The sequence below is a fragment of the Saccharothrix lopnurensis genome, assembly GCF_042658445.1.
In the GTDB taxonomy this organism is placed as follows: domain Bacteria; phylum Actinomycetota; class Actinomycetes; order Mycobacteriales; family Pseudonocardiaceae; genus Actinosynnema; species Actinosynnema lopnurensis.
The window spans coordinates 79,664-100,162 of sequence record NZ_JBHSQO010000019.1; the positions used below are offsets into that span (position 1 = coordinate 79,664).

Annotated in this window: 21 protein-coding genes; 15 read left to right on the forward strand and 6 right to left on the reverse strand. The window is 68.6% G+C overall.

From position 1 onward, the window contains the following. The first annotated feature begins 507 nt into the window (after positions 1-507). A complete protein-coding gene (locus ACFP3R_RS20010) occupies positions 508-1,014 on the forward strand; it encodes an integrase core domain-containing protein (protein WP_380637792.1) in 507 nt (168 codons plus the stop codon). Between the two features lie 75 nt (positions 1,015-1,089). Here the strand turns inward: ACFP3R_RS20010 and ACFP3R_RS20015 are convergent, their stop codons facing one another. Then, on the reverse strand, positions 1,090-2,301 hold the full coding sequence (locus tag ACFP3R_RS20015) for an IS256 family transposase (RefSeq protein ID WP_417750600.1): 1,212 nt from the start codon (positions 2,299-2,301) through the stop codon (positions 1,090-1,092). Between the two features lie 282 nt (positions 2,302-2,583). On the opposite strand from ACFP3R_RS20015, the gene ACFP3R_RS20020 reads away from it, so the two are divergent. Continuing rightward, complete coding sequence (locus ACFP3R_RS20020) at positions 2,584-3,360, forward strand: IS630 family transposase (RefSeq protein WP_380637796.1); 777 nt, start codon at positions 2,584-2,586, stop codon at positions 3,358-3,360. Between the two features lie 13 nt (positions 3,361-3,373). On the opposite strand, the gene ACFP3R_RS20025 is transcribed toward ACFP3R_RS20020, so the two are convergent. From ACFP3R_RS20025 to ACFP3R_RS20035, 3 genes are read right to left on the reverse strand one after another with little or no spacing between them, the layout of a single operon-like run. Next, positions 3,374-3,910 (reverse strand): PPC domain-containing DNA-binding protein, encoded by a 537-nt coding sequence (locus ACFP3R_RS20025; RefSeq protein ID WP_380637798.1) that lies wholly within the window; start codon positions 3,908-3,910, stop codon positions 3,374-3,376. After that, a complete protein-coding gene (locus ACFP3R_RS20030; protein ID WP_380637883.1) occupies positions 3,855-4,931 on the reverse strand; it encodes an asparaginase in 1,077 nt (358 codons plus the stop codon). Before ACFP3R_RS20030 ends, ACFP3R_RS20025 begins: the two co-directional genes overlap by 56 nt. A 38-nt stretch (positions 4,932-4,969) precedes the next feature. Further along, on the reverse strand, positions 4,970-6,463 hold the full coding sequence (locus ACFP3R_RS20035) for a helix-turn-helix transcriptional regulator (protein WP_380637800.1): 1,494 nt from the start codon (positions 6,461-6,463) through the stop codon (positions 4,970-4,972). A gap of 327 nt (positions 6,464-6,790) precedes the next feature. On the opposite strand from ACFP3R_RS20035, the gene ACFP3R_RS20040 reads away from it, so the two are divergent. The 8 genes from ACFP3R_RS20040 (at position 6,791) to ACFP3R_RS20075 (ending at position 12,620) form a co-directional block, all read left to right on the forward strand. Next, entirely contained in the window at positions 6,791-7,777 is a 987-nt protein-coding gene (locus tag ACFP3R_RS20040) for a radical SAM protein (RefSeq protein WP_380637802.1), read from the forward strand. Beyond that, positions 7,774-8,418 carry a 3'-5' exonuclease gene (locus tag ACFP3R_RS20045; protein ID WP_380637804.1) on the forward strand — a complete coding sequence of 215 codons (645 nt, stop codon included), beginning with the start codon at positions 7,774-7,776 and terminating at the stop codon, positions 8,416-8,418. Before ACFP3R_RS20040 ends, ACFP3R_RS20045 begins: the two co-directional genes overlap by 4 nt. Further along, positions 8,412-9,032, forward strand: a complete 621-nt coding sequence (locus ACFP3R_RS20050) for an AAA family ATPase (RefSeq protein WP_380637806.1) — start codon at positions 8,412-8,414, stop codon at positions 9,030-9,032. The genes ACFP3R_RS20045 and ACFP3R_RS20050 overlap by 7 nt, the downstream gene beginning before the upstream one ends. Next, the gene (locus ACFP3R_RS20055; RefSeq protein ID WP_380637807.1) at positions 9,029-9,880 is read left to right on the forward strand and encodes a hypothetical protein; all 852 of its coding nucleotides are present in this window, start codon (positions 9,029-9,031) and stop codon (positions 9,878-9,880) included. Before ACFP3R_RS20050 ends, ACFP3R_RS20055 begins: the two co-directional genes overlap by 4 nt. A gap of 120 nt (positions 9,881-10,000) precedes the next feature. Further along, positions 10,001-10,819: a helix-turn-helix domain-containing protein gene (locus ACFP3R_RS20060; protein WP_380637809.1), complete on the forward strand. Its 819-nt coding sequence runs from the start codon at positions 10,001-10,003 to the stop codon at positions 10,817-10,819. Next, positions 10,816-11,091 (forward strand): HC3 family zinc finger protein, encoded by a 276-nt coding sequence (locus ACFP3R_RS20065; RefSeq protein WP_380637811.1) that lies wholly within the window; start codon positions 10,816-10,818, stop codon positions 11,089-11,091. The genes ACFP3R_RS20060 and ACFP3R_RS20065 overlap by 4 nt, the downstream gene beginning before the upstream one ends. 27 nt (positions 11,092-11,118) lie before the next feature. After that, on the forward strand, positions 11,119-11,433 hold the full coding sequence (locus ACFP3R_RS20070) for a transcriptional regulator (RefSeq protein ID WP_380637813.1): 315 nt from the start codon (positions 11,119-11,121) through the stop codon (positions 11,431-11,433). Positions 11,434-11,801: 368 nt separating this feature from the next. Beyond that, on the forward strand, positions 11,802-12,620 hold the full coding sequence (locus ACFP3R_RS20075; RefSeq protein ID WP_380637815.1) for a helix-turn-helix domain-containing protein: 819 nt from the start codon (positions 11,802-11,804) through the stop codon (positions 12,618-12,620). 69 nt (positions 12,621-12,689) lie between these two features. Here the strand turns inward: ACFP3R_RS20075 and ACFP3R_RS20080 are convergent, their stop codons facing one another. Together ACFP3R_RS20080 and ACFP3R_RS20085 are read right to left on the reverse strand one after the other, a co-directional pair. Continuing rightward, positions 12,690-13,991: an FAD-binding protein gene (locus ACFP3R_RS20080; RefSeq protein WP_380637817.1), complete on the reverse strand. Its 1,302-nt coding sequence runs from the start codon at positions 13,989-13,991 to the stop codon at positions 12,690-12,692. Between the two features lie 11 nt (positions 13,992-14,002). Continuing rightward, complete coding sequence (locus tag ACFP3R_RS20085; protein ID WP_380637819.1) at positions 14,003-16,393, reverse strand: tetratricopeptide repeat protein; 2,391 nt, start codon at positions 16,391-16,393, stop codon at positions 14,003-14,005. A 129-nt stretch (positions 16,394-16,522) separates the two neighbouring features. Here ACFP3R_RS20085 and ACFP3R_RS20090 point away from each other — a divergent pair, with 129 nt between their 5' ends. The 5 genes from ACFP3R_RS20090 (at position 16,523) to ACFP3R_RS20110 (ending at position 20,377) form a co-directional block, all read left to right on the forward strand. Continuing rightward, positions 16,523-17,179 carry a prepilin peptidase gene (locus tag ACFP3R_RS20090; RefSeq protein ID WP_380637821.1) on the forward strand — a complete coding sequence of 219 codons (657 nt, stop codon included), beginning with the start codon at positions 16,523-16,525 and terminating at the stop codon, positions 17,177-17,179. A 63-nt stretch (positions 17,180-17,242) separates the two neighbouring features. After that, a complete protein-coding gene (locus tag ACFP3R_RS20095; protein WP_380637823.1) occupies positions 17,243-17,812 on the forward strand; it encodes a hypothetical protein in 570 nt (189 codons plus the stop codon). Next, positions 17,806-18,645, forward strand: coding sequence for a hypothetical protein (locus ACFP3R_RS20100; RefSeq protein ID WP_380637824.1), 840 nt, complete (start codon positions 17,806-17,808; stop codon positions 18,643-18,645). Before ACFP3R_RS20095 ends, ACFP3R_RS20100 begins: the two co-directional genes overlap by 7 nt. Before the next feature lie 119 nt (positions 18,646-18,764). After that, a complete protein-coding gene (locus tag ACFP3R_RS20105) occupies positions 18,765-19,472 on the forward strand; it encodes a hypothetical protein (protein WP_380637826.1) in 708 nt (235 codons plus the stop codon). Further along, positions 19,472-20,377, forward strand: coding sequence for a P-loop NTPase family protein (locus ACFP3R_RS20110; RefSeq protein WP_380637827.1), 906 nt, complete (start codon positions 19,472-19,474; stop codon positions 20,375-20,377). Before ACFP3R_RS20105 ends, ACFP3R_RS20110 begins: the two co-directional genes overlap by 1 nt. The last annotated feature ends 122 nt before the right edge of the window (positions 20,378-20,499 follow it).

Genomic DNA, 20,499 nt, shown 5'->3' on the forward strand with positions numbered 1-20,499 from the left:
CACAGAGATCCTGGCGCTGCGGCACCAGATCACCGTCCTGGAGCGCCAGCTCGGAGACGCCCGTCCACGGTTCTCCCCCGGCGACCGGGCATTCCTCGCCGCCTTGCTGCACCGACTCCCGGCCGCCACGCTTCGTCGACTCCGACTACTGGTGCGCCCGGAAACGGTCCTGCGGTGGCACCGGGACCTCATCGCACGCCGCCACGCGGCCAGATCCCGACCCAAGCGTCCCGGCCGACCACGGACCATCCGCTCCATCCGGCTCCTGGTACTGCGTCTGGCGCGCGAGAATCCCGCCTGGGGCTACCGCCGCATCCACGGAGAACTCCTCGTACTCGGCATCACAGTCGCAGCCTCCACCGTCTGGCAGATCCTCAAAACGCCGGGGTCGACCCGGCTCCCGAGCGCACCTCGACGACCTGGTCGGCCTTTCTCCGCTCGCAGACCGAGGCGCTACTGGCCTGCGACTTCTTCGAGACACGCACGTTGAGCGGAGCCCGCCTGTACGTGCTCGCGGTCATCGAGCACGCCAGCCGCCGAATCCGCGTCCTGGGCGCCACCGCGCACCCGACCGCATCCTGGGTCACCCAAGCCGCCAGGAACCTCACCATGGACCTCGAAGACGAAGGCCGACACATGCGCTTCCTGATCCGCGACCGCGACGGAAAGTACCCCGCACTGTTCGACGACATCCTCGCCGACGTGGGCATCCAGGTCGTCCTCACCGGTGTCCGCATCCCGCGCATGAACGCGATCATGGAACGCTGGATCCACAGCTGCCGGCGAGAACTGCTCGACCGCACCCTCATCTGGAACCAGCAGCACCTGCTCCACGCGCTACGCCAGTACGAGCAGTTCTACAACGCCCACCGACCCCACCAAAGCATCGCCAACGCCCGACCACTGCGCACGCTGCCACCAGCCGTCACCGATCAAGCAGCCCTCACCCAACTCGACATCCGCCGACGGCAACGACTCGGCGGCATCCTCAACGAATACCACCACGCCGCCTGACCAGCACGGACGACATTTTCGGCAAGCACAGGCGCGCCGGGGCCATCCCGTAATCGGTGTGTTCGGCGTTGTTGATCAGTAGGTTTCGGCGTTCGGCCAGCGGTCACCGAACGTGATGGCGAAGGCGTTGAGCACGGGCTTCCAGCGCATCGTCCACCTGGCGCGGCCCGTCCCGGTCGGGTCGAGGCTGCGAGTGACAAGGTACAGGCACTTCATCGCCGACTGCTCGGTCGGGAAATGTCCACGGGCGCGGATCGCCCGACGGTAGCGGGCATTGAGCGACTCGATCGCGTTGGTGGAGCAGATCATCCGCCGGATCTCGACGTCGTAGTCGAGGAAGGGCACGAACTCGTCCCAGGCGTTGCGCCACAACCGGATCATCGCTCCGTACTTGCGGCCCCATTTCTCGGCCAGGTCCTCCAGCGCGGCCGCCGCGGCGTCGGGGGTGGGGGCGGTGTAGATCGGGGTGATGCCCCGTTTCACCGCGTCCCAGTCCTGCCGGGCCACCAGCCGGACGGTGTTGCGGATCAGATGCACCACACAGGTCTGCACGACGGTCCGCGGCCACACGTTCGTCACTACCTCAGGCAGGCCCTTGAGACCGTCGCAGACCAGGAAGAACACATCCTGCACGCCGCGGTTCTTCAGATCGACCAGCACGCTCATCCAGAACTTGGCGCCCTCGCCGCCGGTGCCCATCCACAACCCGAGCACGTCCTTACGCCCGTCCACGGTGACGCCGATGGCGGCGTAGACCGGCCGGTTGGCGACCTGGCCGTCGCGGACCTTGACCACGATCGCGTCGAGGAACACCGCCGCGTAGACGGCGTCCAGTGGGCGGGCGGCCCAGTCATTCATCTCCGCCACGACCTTGTCGGTGATGCGGGAGACCGTCTCGCGCGACACCGAGGCGCCGTAGATGTCGGCGAAGTGCGCCGAGATCTCCCCGGTGGTCAATCCCTTGGCATACAACGACAACACGATCTCGTCCACGTCGGTGAGACGACGCTGCCGCTTCTTCACGATCTGCGGCTCGAAGGTGCCTTCCCGGTCGCGGGGCACCTCGATCTCGACCTCGCCGGCCGCGTCCGAGATCACGGTCTTGGTCCGGCTGCCGTTGCGCACGTTGGTCGACTCGCGGCCCGGTTCGGCCCGGTTCTTCTCGTGCCCGAGGTGCTCGGTCATCTCCTCGGCCAGGGCGGTCTCCAGCACGCTCTTGGTGAACAGCTTGAGCAGGCCGTCCGGGCCGGTCAGCGCCAGCCCTCGAGCCTTGGCCTCGGCCACCATCGCCGCCGCGGCGGCCTGCTCCGGCGACAGCTGCCGCCCGGTTTCGCTCTTCCGTGCGCTCACAAGCTCAGATGTCATCACTCACAGTGCCCATCCCGCCGGACCCCAGGCCCGGCGTGTCGGGCCGAACACACCGATCTTGAAACAGTCCCGGCGCGCCTACCGGCGGGACGGTCGCGACGGCCTGGCGACCCGCAGCGGGCGTTCCGGTCCTGCCGAACTGATCTGCGCGGCGGATCGGGGCACGCTGTTCGCGGCGATGGCCGACTACACCCGGAGAAGTTGTTGATCGGCGGCTCGTTGTGGACCCGCCAGGCAGTGGTCGAGCTGACCTACCTGGTCGTCGGCGTGGACATGACCGAGCAGGGCGTGGGCCTGTGGTTGCGCCGTCACGGCTTCACCCCGCAGCGCCCGGCCCGCCGAGCCTACGAACAGCAGCCCGCCGTGCGCGCCTGGCTCGATGAGGACTACTGGGCGATCGAGGCACGCGCCAAGATCGAGGGCGCGGCGATCGCCTGGGTCGACCAGTGCGGACTGCGCTCGGACGCCGCTCCGCCCGGCCGGTCCTGGGCGCCGAAGGGCAGGACGCCGATCGTGCGGGTGACCGGCAAGCGGCTGCGGGTCAACATCATGTCCGCGGTCGCCTCCTGCGACGCGCTGTGGTTCACCGTGTTCACCGAGCGGTTCACCGCGCCGGTATTCACCGCGTTCCTCGACCGCGTCGCCGGCCAGGCGGGCAGGAATGTGCATGTCGTCGCCGACCGGCACCCCGTGCACTGCAGCAAGGCCGTCCGCGCCTGGCTTGAGGCCAACACCGACCGGGTCGAACTGCACCTGATGCCCGGCTACAGTCCAAGAGTTGAACCCGGACGAGCTGCTCAACGCCGACCTGAAACGCAATGTCAACGCCTCCCGAGCCCACAACATCGACCGGCTCGTCCACGAGACTCGCCGGTTCCTGCGCCGTCGCCAGCGACAGTCGCACATCGTCCGCGGCTACTTCTGGGACCCGCACGTCCGCTACGCCGACATGTAGGCAATCGAACAGTTTCGACTTAATATCCGCTTTGTCTTAATTTTCTTTAGATGGGGTGGGGCTGGTTTTGTGTCGGCCGAAGTGCAGTTGGGGAACGTTGTAGAGGTCGGTGTTGCGGTGGCGCAGCAGTTCGGGGCTGGTGACTTCGATGATCAGCATTTCGGTGAGGAACTGGACCTGTGCTTGCAGGAGGTGACTGGTGTAGGCGGTGGCGCTGTGGGTTTTGAGGCCGACCGAGACGTGGATGTGCGGGTGGACCTGGTCGTTGGCTTCGTCGTAGGCCAGGGTGCCGCTGCCGAGGGCTTCGACGTTGGTGAGGTGGACGCCGGACCAGATCGGGGCGTCGGGGTCGTCGGGTTTGTCGCAGGTGCCGACGATCCGGACTTCGCTGAAACCGGCGATGAAGCCGGGGATGTAGGCGTGGCGCACGTGGTGCTGTTGGCAGAACCCGGCGAGGGTGGTGAAGAAGTCCTCGCCGTGGTCGAAGGCGACGCCGAAGCTGCGGCCGAGGGTCAGTTCATGGCTGCGGATGGCGGGCTCCCGGTGCGGTCGGTGACGGGTAAGGCCAATCATGCGGTGTGCCGTGGCCCCCGGCGGCGGCGAACGCGGCGGTGACGGTGGCGGTGTCGGCGTGGGTGGCGAGTAGTCCGTGGAGCAGCAGGCGGGATTTGAGCGGGTCGAGGAACCCGGCTCGGATGAGTCCGCGGGCCAGCAGGTCGTGTTCGGAGCCGGGGAAGGCGTAGGTGTCGGCCAGTACGGATCCGGCTCCGGTGCGGGAGGCGAGCACCACCGGGATCCGCTTGGCGAGTTCCTGAAGTGGGGGCACCCAGGTGGTCGGGAGGTGGCCGGCGCCGAAGGCGGCGACGACGAGTCCGTCCAGGTGATCGTCCAGGCCGCGCAGCAGCGAGCCGTCGTCGCCCAGGGTGGCGGTGACCAGGCCGATGCGGATGTTCGTGCGCGTGGCTTCGAGTGGGAGCACGGAGCGGTGGACGGGCCGGTTGAGGATTCTCGGGTGGCCTTCGACGAGGTGGCCCAGCGGGCCGCCGTTAGGGGAGTGGAAGGTGGTGAGGCTGGTGGTGTGGGTTTTGCGGACGCGGTGGGCGGCGTGGATCTCGTCGGCGAAGACGACCAGGCAGCCCAGGTCGCGGGTGCTGGGGTCGGCGGCGGTCTGGATGGCGGCGAGGAGGTTGGCGGGGCCGTCGGCGCCGGCCAGGGTCGGGTTGCGCATCGCGCCTGTCACCACCAGCGGCTGGGACGCGGTGTGACGCAGGTCGAGGAAGTAGGAGGTCTCCTCGATGGTGTCGGTGCCCTGAGTGATGACCACGCCGTCGACTCCGGTCGCGCACCGGTCGCGCATCTCGTTCGCCACGGCCGTCAGGTCGTCGAAGGTCAGGGAGGCGCCGGGCACGTGTCGGAAGTCGACCACCTCGACTTCGATGCCGGTCTCGGCCAGTCCCGGCACGGCGTCCACCAGCTGCTCCGCGGACAGCGCGGGGACTGCACCACCACCTCCGGACGAGGTCATAGCGATCGTGCCGCCCAAGCCGATGACGACCACGCGAGCGGAAGAAGCAGGTACTGGGGATAGTGCCACGAACGTCCTCTTCAGTGTCGGATCCAATGATCAGCACCCTAGCGTCCGGTGCCTGCTCCTTCGCCGACAAACCTGCATGCCCGGTCGAGTCCTTCGAGGGAGAGCAGGCGGCTCCGCGGTTGAGCCAGTCCAGCGGTACCGTACTCTCCGAGTTCCGAGCATCGACGAGTCAACCAGGACCAGTCGAGTCCCAGGTGCTCCGCGAAGTTTCGCAGCCGCTCCCGGGCTGATGAAGCTTTGATCGCAGAGTGTGCTTGAGCATAACCCAAGGCATCGCGGAACTCTCGGATTTTTGGCTTGTGGTCAGTGATGTCGACCTGCCAGATTCCGTCTGTCCCCACCCAGTTAGCAACCACGGCGCGACGCCCGTCGAAAGCGAATCCTTCCAGGCTGCCGTACTCGGGTTCGGTGGTAACGTCGACTCGAATACCGAATGATTCCATCAATGCCGCCGTGAGCAGAAGTAGTGACTGCTCCGGTCGGCTGGATTCGGTCACTGCGGTGTCCGGCACGCAGAACGTTCTGCTCAAGCCGCTGTTCGGCTTCGGCTGCTGTTGGACTGTTTCGGTCAAGTAAGCCAACTTGTGTGCAAAGAGTAGCCAGGTGCTGGCCTCCTCGCCCCGCTGTTCGCGAGTCCAGAACAGTGTTGGATCAGTGAACTGCTCAGAGTTGCGCAGCACGTGTTGGGCACAGAAGTTTGATCCCAGCCACATTCGTGACACCGGTGCGAGGTCTGCCGCAATATCCTTTCCGGCCGCCGAGCGCGACAGCCGTTCGAAAGCGACGAGTTGGTCACCTGCCTCAGTGAGGGCGGCATCGTCGTCGAGGAGCGCCTCGTCAAGGTTTGACACTGCCCAGATGATCGCCATGGACAGATCATCCAAGGCGTATGCATGTGACATCAGCAATTTGGTGCTGAATGGCGCTCGCATCAGCCGCTGGCGAGCTTGCCGGTTGTCCAGCCCGAACAGGACCACTCGGTCGTTCTGGCGTGAAACACCGATCGCAAGTCCGCGTCGTGGCCGTCGAATGAAAGGGTCATGGAGAAAATTAGGAGGCACGATGCCGACCACTCGCTCGTCAACTTCCACGGGGAAGCAGCGTGTGTCGATCGTTGCGCCCATGAAAAAACGACCGGGTGGTGTTGTGAAAACGCTCTCGGCCGGAAGGGAGTTGGACGGCAGATCATTGATCGTTAGTGCGGCCCACGACGAATTGCTCATCTGCAGCGAGTCGGATGGCCTCTCGCTCCTGCGGCGTGCTTGCTGTTCTAGCTTGGCCTGCTCTCGAAGTCTGACCAACTCGCCGTCGGTGTCCAAAGCCGTGTCAATGGCCTTGATGACATCCAAGGACGGTACGTTGTTTCCTGTCCGCTCGGCCATGGAGACGTACTGGCGTGTGTACCCTATCCGCTGTGCCAGTTGCGGCTGGCTCAAGCCTGCTGCCTCGCGACGTCGTTTGACTTCGGCAGCAAGCCTTGATGCCGCTGGCATCCCTGCATCGACTTCGGTACCGGTCACGATCGACTCCATGGAGACCAGGGGGCAAAGGAGGGGGCAAGCGTCTCGCATGATCTATTTTCGTCGGTCATGTGATTCATTTACCCCGTTCCGTCATGGTAGTCCGCCCAGGTCGAATAGGCCCAGACCGATTTCGGGTGAAGAAGGAGGCGGGCGATGGCTGCTGCGGGGAGTGGTCGGTCAGGGGTGCGGTTGTTGGACGATGCCGAGCGGGCGGGGTTGCAGTCGGAGTTGGGGGAGGTGGTGGAGTATCGGAAGTCGGGGTTGAGCCTGAACTGGGTTGTCGGGTGTCCGTTGGACTGTGGGTACTGCGTGCGGCACCTGTTCGGCAATTTCGGGATGAAGGTGCCGCGGGCGCTGGTGACCGACGGGGAGGCGGTGGAGGCGCTGGTGTCCCACCGGTTCTTCCGGCCTGACGTGACGCCGGTGCAGTTGCTCAACCGGGCGACGGATCCGATGCTGCCCGCGGTCAAGCCGCACCTGTTGCGGGTGCTGCGCATGTTGGACGGGCGGGGGTTGACCAACCACGTCCTGGTGATCACCCGGTGGCGGGTCACGCCGGAGGACTGCGCCGCACTCGACGCTTTGCGCAACCTGAAGGTGACGCTGCTGGTCACCCATTCGGGTATCGAGGACGATCGGGTCGAGCCGGTGGACTCCGGCATAGCGGCGGAGTCGTTGCGTACGGCGTTCGCCCATGCGGAGCGGTTTCGGGTGGTGTTGTACTGGCGGCCGATCGTGCCGGGCCTCAACGATTCGGACGCGCATCTGGCGCGGGGGTTGGAGTTGAGTCGGTTCGCGCACGCGGCGGTGTTCACCGGTCTGTTCTACCGGGACGGGATCAGGGAGTACTACCGCTCCCACGGCCTGCCGGAGCCCTACGAGGGGCAGGCGCGGCGCAAGATCTTTCCGGAGGCGTTGGAGGCGCGGATTCTCGCCGCCGCGGCGCAACGCCCGCCGGGTGGTGCGGTGTTGTTCCGCAAGACCTCCTGCGCGGTGGCCTACGCGCACGGCACCGCCGACTACAACGGGCATGTCGGTGTTCGGGAGTTGTGCGACATCTGCCCGGCCGCGCAGCTGGCGCGGTGCGAGGCGGGGTGGACCTCCCCGGAGCCCGGCGTGGTGGCGGCGATGGTGGCGGAGGTGGGCGGCAGGCTGGTCGGGATCACCGGGCGGGCGGTGGTCGTGGAGGGCCTGGACGAGCAGCGCCGGTACTTCCTGCAGCACGGGTTGGGGTTCCAGGTGCACGACGCGGCCAGGCCGCACCTCCCGCACCGTCACGGCCGTGCCGATCTGGGCTGGCCCACTGTTCCGGAGGCGTCATGACCCCCGCACCGACACCCCCACTGCCCGCCGTCCTGCAGGGCCGTCCGTTGGTGGTGGTCGATGTCGAGGGCAACGGTGGCGGGCCGCCGTTGATCGTGGAGATCGCGGTACTGCCGGTCGACGGTCCGGTCACCGGTGAGGGGGTGCGGTCGTGGTTGGTGCGTCCGGCACAGCCGATCAGCCCGCACGCCCGCCGCGTGCACGGCATCAGCGACGCCGATGTCGAGGACAAGCCACGGTGGCATGTCGTGGCACCGGAGGTAGAGTCGGCGCTGACGGGTCGGACGTTGATCGCGCACAACGCCACCACCGAGTACCGGGTGCTGGGGGCGCACCTGCCCGGCTGGCGCCCGCCGATGGTGCTGGACACCCTGCGCCTCGCCCGGTCCACCTGGCCCGGCCTGCCCGGCTACAGCCTGAACGAGCTGGTCGCCCACGCCGGTCTGGAGGCGGACACGGTGGCCGGGCAGCGTCCGCATCGCGCGGGCTATGACACCTGGTGCGCCTGGCGGCTGTTCCTCGTGCTGGTCGAGGACTCCGGTCTGGACTGGGACGGGCTGGTGCGTGCCGCGGCCTTGAAGGATTTCCTGTCGCCGGAGAAGTCGGAGAAGCCGGACGCGCTGGGGGAGGGGTTGTGGTGATCGGTGAGGTGGAGAAGCCGGTGGTGGTGGCGGTGACGGGGACGCATTCCACCGGCAAGAGCACGTTCCTGGCCCGCCTGGCCCACGAGCTGCGGCGTGTTCAGGTGCAGGTGTCGACGGTGGCGGATCTGGGGGAGCAGGCGCAGCGCATCGGCCTGCCGATCCTGCGCAACCACACCTGGCTGTCCACCGAGTGGATCATCACCAAGGGCATCAGCGACGAACTCGGCGCCTGGGTCCACGCCGACGTGGTGCTGGTCGACCGGCCCGTGTCCGACGCCCTGGGCTACTACCGCGCCGCGCTGGCCCACCGTGGTGACCGGGCCGAGCCGAGGGTGATGGCGAGGCTGGAGCGGATCGTGCGCGACCACAGCGTCTTCTACGACCTGCTGCTGCGCACCACCCTGGACCCCGACATCCCGCTGGGCTGCGACAAACCCCGCGACGCCGACGCCGAGTTCCGCAGCCTGGCAGACCACCACGTCGCCGAGGTCCTGCACGATCTGGACCTGCCGCACCGGCTGCTGCCCGCCGACGGACACGACCAGGCACTGGAGGACTCGCTGGGCCTGGTCCTCGACCGGCTGGCCGGCACACGGGACGGTCGACCATGACGCCGGGATCCGGAAGGTTCACCGCGCGGCTGCGGTCGGCACGGGAACACCTGCGGCACGACCGCCCGGACGAGGCAGCCGGCCTGCTGGGCGCAGTGTGGGACGAGGTGCCCGAAGGTACCGCGCCGGAGCGGCTCGCCGAGTTGCGTGCGGTCACCGAGGAACTGGGCGAATGCAAGTCGACCTCGCCCGAGGCCGCGGTGGTGTTCCGGCACGCCAACCACCGGTACGCCGGCGGCGGTCACTACCAACTCGCCCGGCGGATGGGCACCCACGAGTTGGCGCTGTGGCGGACACGGGCTGCCGGCGAGCCGACACTGCGGCAACAGACGTTCACCGGGTACCGGGACGCACTGGATTCCCTAGCCCGCATCGACCGCGCGGTAGGGCGCTCGCACCGTGTGATCAACGGCCTAGACGAGCTGCTGGAACTGCAGGCCCTGCACGGCCTTGCGGTGACCGTCGACGCGGCGTGGACGTTGCGGGAGTTGGGCGCGGTCATGCTCCAGGCCGGTCGCCCCGACACGGCGATCCGGCGGTACCTGTCCCGCGCGGACGACTTCTACACACAGTTGGGCAAGTCCTATGTGGTGGCACGGCAGCACGCGGTGTGCCTGGTGCTCTCCGCGCTGGCCCACCGCGACCTCGACCAGCCGACCAAGGCCGACCGGTGCGTCAACCGGGCACTGGCCACGTTGCTGTCGGTCGACCCCTCGGCCTCCGCCGAGGTCCGTGCCCTGATCGACGGGCCCCGCACGCCCGGCACGGTGCCGGTGTCGACGGTGTTGCCGTTGGCCGGGTTCGGGTTACCCGCCTGGCCCCGACCCACGGCACCCCTGACCGCCTGACCACCGCCGCCGACAGTCTGCGCGCGGCACCGGAGCGCAACGAGGACCCGAATGAAGCACACCAATATCACCGCCGTTGAGAGCAGTATGGAGGAGCGTCCGGACCGGCCCCTCGTGAGGATGAGTACCGCCCGTAGTCGGGAGTTGGGGGAGGAGTTGCGCCGTGTCCGGCGGGAGGCGAATCTGTCGTCCGGCTGGGTCAGCGAGGCCCTGGGCTGGTCGTTGGGCAAGTTGTCGAAGCTGGAGACCGGCAGCCGGGGAACGAGCGCCTGGGAGATCGGCACCCTGGTCGGTCGCTGCGGCGCGGACAAGGCGACCCGGGACCGGATCCTGGCTTTGGTCGCCGAACCCGACACCGGCAGCTTCCTGCGCCCGCACCACACCGGCCCCGACGACCTGACCGCCCTGACCCTGCACGAGGTCACCGCCACCTCGATCACCGTCTACGAACCCCTCACCGTCCCGGCCCTGGTGCAGACCGAGGCGTACGCCCTGGCCCTGACCGGTGACGAGGACCTGGTCTCCAGGCGTAGGGCACGGCAGGAGGCGTTGGCTTTGCGCCGCGGTCCGCACCTGACCGTCTACCTGCACGAGAACGCCCTGCGTCACCTTGTCGGCGACGCCGACGTGATGCGTGACCAGCTGCTGCGCCTGACCTCGCTGCACAGCGCGTCCCACACCACCGTGCGCGTCGTCCCCGCCACGGCCGTGGCACACCCGGCGCTGTCGCACCCGGCCGCCCTGCTGACCTTCCCCCACCCGCAACGCCCGCTGGCCTACACCGAGACCGACCTGGCCACCGTCTTCCACGACGACTCGCGCATGGTCACCCGCCTGCGGGACAAGATGCGCCACCTCGCCCGCCTGGCCGTGGGCGAGCAGGAGTCGGGCAAGGCCCTGGTCCGCTGGGCGGACAGCTACGAACGGCGCATCCGATGACGGTCCTGCGCCCGTTCCGTTGGCAGCCGCACGACGGGCGGCGCCACGCCGTCACCCACGACGCGGTCCCGCTTCAGGCCACCACCACCCTGTGCGGCGAGGAACTGACCATTCCCGCCACCCCACTGGGCAACCGGGAGTGGTGCTGGCCCACCTGCACCGACTGCGACACCGCCTGGCGTCACCACGAAGGCATCCCGCTGTTCCCCCGCCAACGCACCCCACACCACCGGCAGCCCAAGGAAGAACCCCGGCAGACGACCCACACCTGACGACACCACTGCGGAAACGGCACCACGATGCCCTACACGATCCGCCTGCGCACCGAGGCATTCCTCGCCGCGCTGAGAAAAGCCAGGTTCTTCTCCGACTACTCCCTGGCCAGGGAGATGCAGGTCAACCGCAGCACCGTCACCCGCGTCCTGGCCGGCCAACTCCAACCCGGCCCGGCCTTCATCGCAGGCGCCCTCACCGCCCTGGCACCACTGACCTTCGACGACCTGTTCACCATCGAAAAAGTACCGCCCGCCACCGACACACCGGCCACGGGCCGACGCCGCACGACCACCCGCCGCCCCACACCGCGCCGCAGGAACCCGGCGGCCGGGTCGTGACCATCCGACCCGACATGACGGCGGCCTGGCTCCCGCCTACCGCGGTCCGGTTACCCTGAAGTCGGTTGGGGTCGCGTGAGTACGTGCCGGATCGGCATCGCACGGAGTTCGGGGTAAGCGGTGACTGCGGCAGGCAAGCGCTGCCTCCGGCACGGAGAACCCGGCGAAGAAGACCGCTGGGTGGGCATCGCAAAGCGCGAGTGGGTTACGCATTTCGGAGTGTCGGTCGAGGTGGCGTCCGGAACCGATTGCCATCAGCAGCCCTGGTCCGGCCTGGATGTCCGGACGCGGCCGGATCCTGGTGACGATGTCATGAGTGGAAGAGATGCATTGTGAGCACGACGAATTCCCCACCACCGTTCTCGACGGTGCGCACCAGGGTCCTGGGCCGCGAACTGCTCAACGCACGCGAGCGGCTCGGAGCCGACCAGACCACAGCCGCCGCCCTGCTGCACCGACCGGTCGACTGGATCCACGCCGTGGAAGACGGCCGACAGGACATCGACCAGCACGCCCTAGCCCGCCTGCTGGGCACCTACCGGGTGAACACCCAGACCTACACACGGGTGATGGCACTTTACGGCCAGCCCGAAACGGGATGGCTGATCCAACCCCACGACATCGGCGAAGCAGACGGCGTCGACGCCGCACTGCTGCACGAGGCGACCGCCGACGACCTCTTCGTCTACGACGTCATTTCCCTGCCTGTACACCTGCGGACCGAACGCTACGCCCGCGAACTGCTCGCCCACGACGGCACCACGCCCTCCGTCGAGGCGCAACAACGGCTCGCCGCTGGCCTGCGGCGGCATCGGTCGTTCCGGTCCTCACCCTCGACACGGCGCACCTTCATCGTCCGGGAATCCACCCTGCAGCACCTGCACGGCGACCGCCAGGCGATCATCGAACAGTTGCACCACCTGGCACACCTGCCCGACCGCGACACGACCATACGGATCATGCCCGTCTCGGCACCGGCCGGCCACTGGGAACAGGTGGCCTTCACCCTGATGAAGACCAGGACCCACCGGCCCGTGGTCCACGTCAGGACCGTGTCGCATGCCCTGTTCATCGACCGCCCCGACTTCGTCGAGCACTACCGCGACATGGCCACCCGACTCCTGGAACACGCCCTGCCCGGCGCCGAATCCCGCACCCTGCTGCTGGACCTGGCGAACTCCGCATGAACCACCACGGACCTGAAGTCTTGTCGAACCGGCATGAACCTCGGACTTAGATGGGAAGGAATGTGGGAGTCAGGTTTCGATGGCGCCGAGGTAGACGGTTCCGCCGGCTGCAGTGGCCCGGTGCTGGACGCGGTGGTTGGCCTGCACCCTGGCGTTCAGGGCCGTTGCATCGTCGGGTGGTGCGGAGCGCAGGATGGCGAACAGGAAGACGATCGGTGCCTCGGGGAGTCGGACTTGCGGTGTCCGGATGCGTGAGCGCGGCACCGGGTAGACCAGGATGACGCCGTCGTCGCCGAGGTCCGCGGGTGTGAGTGTGGAGAAGGTCTCGGCGAGGACCTGCCGGGCGGTGTGGTCGGGCAGGAACAGGTTGAGCCACGGGTGGGGACCCTGCCAGGGGCCGAGGGTGCGCAGCAGTTCCACGCCTGGGGCCAGGCGGTTCTGGAAGCCGTGGTAGGTGAAGTCGTTGATCTCCAGGGCGTCGCGCTGGTCGGCGAGTCCGGCGAGCAACTGTTCCCGCACGGGTGTGACGGGTGGGGTGAAGTAGGTGGCGGCGTCGATGCGGTAGGTCCACGTCCCGTCGTGTTCCGGTGTGGCCTGGCCTTCCAGGTGGTGGAAGCGACCTTCGGCCATGAGGGTGCGCTGGTCGGCCAGGAAGGTGTCGAGGTCGTGGTAGCGCAGGCGGTACCAGCGGGCGTGGGTGTGGGCGGGGACCAGGCGCAGGGTGGCCCGCACGATGATCCCGTGGCGGCCCCGGCCGGCGCGCAGCGCCTCGAACAGGTCGGGGTTGGTATCGGGTGAGCAGGTGACGTGGACGCCGTCGTGGGTGATGGCGTCGAGTTCGAGGACGTTGTCGGTCTGCAGGCCGTGCTGGTGGGTGGCGCCGCTGATGCCGCCGACCGAGAGCGTGCCGCCCACGGATAGCTCCAGGTAGTCGGTCAGCACCGGTGGAGCGGCGCCGAGCGGCAGGGTCGTCTCCAGGACCTGGCTCCACCGCGCGCCGGCCTCGACCACGATGCGGTCGGCGGTGACGAGGTGCACGGCGTTCAGGCCGCGCATGTCGAGCACGATCCCGGCGGGCGCCTGGGCTTGACCTGAGGTGGAGTGGCCCTCGGCCCGGGCGACCACCGCGATGCCGTGCTCGCCGGCGAAGCGCAGCACCGTGCTGATGTCGTCGACCGAGCCGGGACGGAGCACGCCGAGCGGAGGGGGGAGGGCGGTGGTGCGCCCGAAGTCGTCCACGGCCCACGCGAGCGCGGTGTCCCCGGTGTCGAGGCTTCCGTCCAGCGCGGGGAGCGCCACCGCACCAGGCACTTCGCTCTGGATGAAGCAGTGGTCGGCGGGGTCGAAGTACCAGGTGGGCTGATCGGGCACGGGCACCCTCCTCAGGTTCGGTATTCCCGTCGCTGGCTCGGGACGGGCTCGTGGTCCAGTGCGGTCAACTGGGCACGGATGCCGCGGGCCCGGGCATCGCCCAGCGCCTCGAACAGTTCTATCGCCTCGGTCCATGCCTGGCGTGCTTTGTCTTCTTCTCCGAGTTCGTGGTGGACGTCGCCGAGCTTGCGCAGGAACACGGCCCTGCCCCACAGGTCGACCACCGAGATGCCGGCAGCCAGCGCCTGCTCGAGGTAGCCGACGGTGCCGCGCAGGTCACCCAGATCCCGGTGGACGTCGCCGAGCTTGTCCAAGGCACAGCTCTCGGACTGACGATCGCCGAGGTCGTGCAGGACCACGACCGCTTGGGTCAACCCGTCGAGCGCGAGGTCGCACTCGCCCATCGCACGGTGGGCATCGGCGATGTAGGACTTCGCGATGGCCCACGCCCACCGCTCGTCGAGCCGTTCGAAAATGGCCTGGGCGAGTCGGTGGTGCTCGATCGCCGCCCGGTGCTCACCGCCTGCCTGGTGGACCCGGCCGAGCCCGATGCGCGACCAAGCCTGGCCGCTGCGGTCGTCCAGGCGTTGCCGGATACCGAGTTCTTCCCGGAAGCACCGCATCGCCTCGTCGAGCCGGTGCTGATCGAGGTGACCACTGCCCAGGTTGTTGAGGATCCACGCTTGCGCGGGCAGGTCGTTCTGGTGCCGCGCCCGGTCCAGGCTCGCGGTCAGAGGTGCCAGCCACGTACTCCACGGGTTGCGTCGGTAGAGGTAGCCGGTCAGCACCAGTGGAAGCCCGAAGGCGACGGTGTCCAGGTCCAGCGAGATCGCCTGCACGGTCGCAGCGGCCAGGTTGGCCAACTCGACCTCGCACCACCGCACCGCATCACCGGCAGTGGCGAAGTCCGGCACCGCACACCCCGTATCGACGACGGTCAGCTGGGGGAAACAGCGGTGAGGGGACATGACGCGATTCGCCGCCGCAGCCGCTTGCAGGTACCACTCCAACAGGCGACGCCTGACGGCGGCTACTTCACCCGACTCCATCGCGAGCGCCTGCTCACCCGCGTAGTCCCTCAACAGGTCGTGGAAGCGGAAGCGGTGCCGGCCTGCCTCCTGCAGCAGGTGTCCACGCACCAGCGTGTCGAGCATGCGGACGGTCTTGGCGGTCTCGCACTGAGCCAGCACCGAGGCCGAGTCGATGCCGAACTCGCGGCCTGGGTGCAGGCTCAGTAGGCGGAACAGGCGCCCCGCGTCGGGTTCGAGCGCGCGGAAGGACCAGGAGAACACCGCGCGCACGGCCGCCTCGACGTCGTCGGGTGACAGCACGTCCAAGCGCTGATTGACATCGGAGAGGTCCTCGGCGAGTCCGGCCAGGGTCAGGTGCCGGCTCGCCGCGATGCGTTCAGCGGCGACGCGCACCGCCAGCGGGAGACCTCCGCACAGGGTGACGATGCGGTCGGCTGCCGCAGGTTCGGCGTCCACGCGTGTCGAGCCGACGACATCGCGCAGCAGCATCACAGCGTCGGCCCGGTCGAACGGGTCGACCGTCATGCAGAAGGCACCGTGTCGCACGGCCAAGGTCGCCATGCGCTGCCTGCTCGTCACCAGCACCAGGCAACCGGGTGCGGCGGGGATCAGCGGTCTGACCTGCTCGGCGCGGGCCGCGTTGTCCAGCACCAGCAGGGTGCGCGAGCCGTCCAGGCGTGTCCGCAGCAACGCGGATCGTCGCTCCGTCGTGGCGGGCATGGACTCGGACGGGACGCCCAGGGCCTTGAGGATGTCCTCCAGCACCTCGGCGGCTTCGACCGGTTCGCCATCGGCCGAGTAGCCGTGCAGGTCGACGAAGAACACCCCATCCGGGAACCGGTCCTTCACCTCGTGCGCCCAGGCGACCGCCAATGAGGTCTTGCCGACACCTGCTTGACCGTCCAACGCCATCACGGTGGCCGACGCGGCATCCCCGTACCTTCGCAAGTGCTCGTCGAGGGCCCTCAGCACGCCGGTGCGCCCGACCAACCGCGGTGACGGCGGCAGTTGTGCCGGACGCGGCCTCTTGCCGTGGTCGACGCGGTCGCAGGTGCGCAGGTACAGCGCCAGCAGTGCGCCCTCGGTCCCCAACGCCGAGTCGCACGCCTTGGCGAACTCCTCCGTCGGCGGCTTCGTGCCGTTCTCCACGTTGCTGATGTGCCCCGAGCTGAAGTGGCTCAACTCGGCGAACCGCCGCAAGGTCATCGCCCCACGCAGCCTCCGCAGTTCCTCCCCGAAGGAACGCGTCGGAGCGGGCGTCTTCGCTGTATTCGTTATTCCGTTCATCCGAATACATCTCCCTCCTTGTCCGCTCCGGGCGACTTCGTCACCGTTGACGGCAGTGGGGATGACGTCCCCGGTGATCGGCAAGACTTCGAGGATATGCGCGAGGGACAGGTACCGGCGGCCAAAACGAGCCCATGACACCCCTATCGGGTGAACGGTGGTCTGCTCGGTGCGAAGTTGGTCGCTCTGCGTTGCGACTGGGAGGTATGGAACATGTTGGTCGAGCTGGCGTGGTCGGTTGCCGGGATCATTTACGGCCCGGTGATGACCACGCCCATCACGAAGGCGGCGCATCGAGGCGAGCCCGAATGCGGCCTCGCCCACCCGAACAAGATCATAATCTCGCGAGAAACATTTACGGTGAGCCTTGTTCTCGTGGCGGGGATCTTCGTCCTCGACCACCAGCTCGCCAGTGCTCCGCTGCTGGCCGCATCGTCGTGGTTGGCGGTGACCGGAACACAACTGATGATGACCGACTGGATCCACCACCGCCTGCCCAATCCCCTGGTGACCGCGATGCTGGTCGGGGGATTGGTGATCTTCTCCTACGCCGCGGCCGAAGAAGGCCGGGTCATCGCACTGCTGCGAGCGATCACCGCTGCCGCCGTCGTCTTCATCGGCGGACTGACCGTGGCTGTCACCGCCCCAGGGGCCCTCGGAGCCGGCGACATCAAGCTGTTGGGAACGGTCGCCCTCTACCTCGGCTGGGTCGGTTGGTCCCACGTGCTTCGCGGGGTCGTGCTCGCACTGTTCCTGGGCTCGGTGGTGGGCGCGGTCCTCCTCGCCACCCGACGGATCAGCCGGGACGACCGCTTCGCCTTCGGCCCGGCCGTCGTCGGCGGCGCGCTCCTCACCCTCGTGACGCCTTGACCACTCAGGAACCCGCCAATGTGCCTTCCCTTACGCCACCACGACCTCGACCTGAGGAACGACATGATGATCTTCCACAGCACCGCGACCGCTCTCGTCGTCCTCCTCCTGGTGGCGTGCAACCCGTCAACTCCCGACGCCTCCACCGAATCCGGCACACCCACCCGAGCGAACACCGCCCTCCTGTCCCAGGAGCCCACCCAAACACCCGGACCGGCCGAAGCGGCCCGAGAACAAGGCGTGCACACCTACCGCCGGATGTGGGCTTCCTTCGCCACGGCCGGCATGACAGCCGATTGGCAATCACCCGAATTGGCTCTCTACGCCACCGGTACGGCACTGTCCACCCTGACCCAGGCGTTGTTCGGGTACAGCCAACGAGGAATCCTCACCCGAGGACAACCCGTCCTGACCCCCACCGTGGCCTCGGTGGAGCCCGAGGAATCCCCGGCCAAGGTCGTCGTCACCGACTGCGGTGATTCGACGAACTGGACCGAGCACTACGCCGATACCGGGCAGCCGGTGGACGACAAGCCGGACACCAGGCGACGCATCAACGCGGTAGTGGACAAGCAGGCCGACGGATCGTGGAAGGTCAGCGACTTCGGCGTGCACGAGGTGGAGACATGTTGAAGCGTGCGTCCGCCGGAGCGCTCGTCCTGCTGCTGACGACCTCTTCCCCCGCATGGGCAGGACCATGGGGCGGAGTGAACTGCTCTCAACGCCCCTCTCCCACTTGCGAACTCGGCGTCGGAATCGGTCACCGGCCGGGCCCGGTCACCGGACGTCCCGGCAACGCGGAGCCGCTCTTCGGACACGACAGCGACGACCCGTACTGGGGCTGCCGCCGCGTCCCAGTCGACTACCAGGATCCAGCCGGGCAGCCGGAGGGGCCCGGCGGTTGGTTCATCGTGTTGTGCTCCAGCGATGGCAAGGACCCGCTGTCCCACGGTCCGGTGTGGGTCGCGGAGGACAGCACCTCCACGGTCTCGCCGGAGCAGTTGGCGCAGACGGCTCGTAAACGCTTGCGCCTGCCCTCGGTCCAGATCGCCCGGAATCCCGTCGGTACGCAGTTGGTGCACCTGCCGACGTGGTTGTGGTTGGCGGGTGGATGGCGGGAGGCGTCGGAGAGCGCGTCGGTTCCCGGTGTGTCGGTGACGGCGACGGCCAGGCCGGTGTCGGTGAGCTGGTCGATGGGGGACGGCTCGACGGTGAGCTGTACCGGTCCGGGCACTGCCTACACGGCGGGCGCGGATCCGACGGCGTCCTCGCCGGACTGCGGTCACGTCTACCGCCGCTCGTCGGCCGATCGGCCGGGTGAGGCGTTCCCGGTGTCGGCGACCGTGCACTGGACGGTCACCTGGTCCGGCGCGGGCCAGGGCGGGACGTTCCCGGGTATGACCACCACGGGTACGGCGAGCTTCCGAGTGGCGGAGTCCCAGGCGCTCAACAACGGCGTCGGCTGACCGGCACCCCGGCCACCGACGACCCACATCCGCTTCACCCCCCAGCGAATCCCGTTCCGCTCGCTGATCGGTCTTCGGCGACGCGGCGCACCACCCCTTTGCCTTGTGGAGGTTTCGGCATGAGTACCGACACCACGTCGCGGCCGGGCACCGACCGTGCCGCCGGCATGACCACCGGCCGCTGGATCAACGGCAGAACACCACCTGTCGCGCGGCTGCGGCCCACAAGCCGCCGCGGTGTCCCGTACCTGGTGCTTGGGGTGCTGCTGGTGGTGGTCTGTGTGGGCGGGTTCGTGCTGGTCTCGCTGCACTCCGGTGACCGTCGGGCCGTGCTCGCGCTGGCCCGTGACGTCTCGGTGGGACAGGTGCTGACCGCGCCGGATCTGCGGGAGGTCGGCGTCGCGGTCGACGCGGGTGTGGCCGTGGTGGGCGCCGATCAGGTGGCCGCGGTGGTGGGCAGGCCGATGGCCACCGGCGTGTCGGCCGGAGCGCTGCTGACGCCCGCCTCGGTCGGCGCTGCCTTTGTCCCTGTGGCCGGCCAGGCCGTTGCCGCGCTGGCGCTCAAGCCCGGTCAGTTCCCGCCCGAGGTCGCCGCCGGTGCGCGGGTGGCGGTGGTGTTCGTACCGGGTCAGGCGGGTGCCGCCACCGGCCCGCCCGGTGAGGGCGGCCCGGTGTGGCCGGCGGTGGTGGTCGGCGTGACCACCGCGCCCGACGCGCAGACCGCCGTGGTGTCGGTGCAGCTGTCCGAGGCTGCGGCCCGTCAGGTGGCCGCGGTGGCGGCCGGGCAGTTGTCGATCGTCGTGCTCTCCGTTCGGGGTGATCGCTGATGTTGGTCGCTGTGCTGTCGTTGAAGGGCTCGCCGGGTGCGACCACGTTCACCGTCGCCTTGGCGGCCCGCTGGCCCGCCCCGTCTCGCGTGCTGGTGGTGGAGACCGACCCGTCCGGTGGGGACCTGGGAGTGAGGTTCTCGCTGTCTTCGGCGCCCGGTCTGGTGAGCCTGGCGGCCGCCGCGAGGCACGGCGTCGACCCCGAGCTGGTGTGGCGGCACACCCAGCGACTTCCCGGTGGTCTGCCGGTGCTCGCCGCGCCACCGGACGCCGAACAGGCCCGCGCGGCGCTGTCCGCGCTGGCCCCGGACCCGACGGATGGACCCGGTGTCCTACGCGTGGCGGCGAACCAGCCCGGCAGCGTGGTCGTGGCTGACTGCGGGCGCGTGGATCCGGGTTCACCGGCGCTGCCGATCGTGCGGTCAGCCGATGTGCTGGTGTTGCTCTCGCACGCCCGCGCCGAGGACCTCGCCCACCTGCCGCGGCGGCTGCCCGCGGTGGGTCGGTGGAGTCCGCGTCCGGTGCTGTTGCTGGTCGGTGAGGGCTACAGCGGCGCTGAGGTCGTCCGCGAACTCGGCGTGACGCCACTGGGGCGGGTGCCGCACGACCCGTACGGTGCGGCCGCGTTGTGCGGGCGACCGCACACCCCGCGCCGGTGGCGGCACAGTCCCTCGCGTTCGGCGTTGGGCCGCTACGCGCACGAGGTCGCTGTTGACCTGGCCGCTCACGGCCGGCTACCTGTGCCCATCCCGTACCAGGCCGGTCCTGCTGCCTCTTCGGTACCGGTGGCGGCTTGGTGCCCGATTCCGGGAGTTCCGCCTGCCGCGGTCTCGCCGTACGGCCTGCGTCCCGTACCCGGCGCGGTTCCCGATCGGCACGAGCACGGAGGAGGTCGGGCGTCATGACCCACCAGAGCGATCACGGCCCGGCGGCGGCGTGGCCCCGTCAGCAGCCTCACGAACGGCAGCCCTTCAGCGCTTTCGTCGACGTTCTCCCCGAATCCGGTCCGGGTGTGGCGTCGCACCGT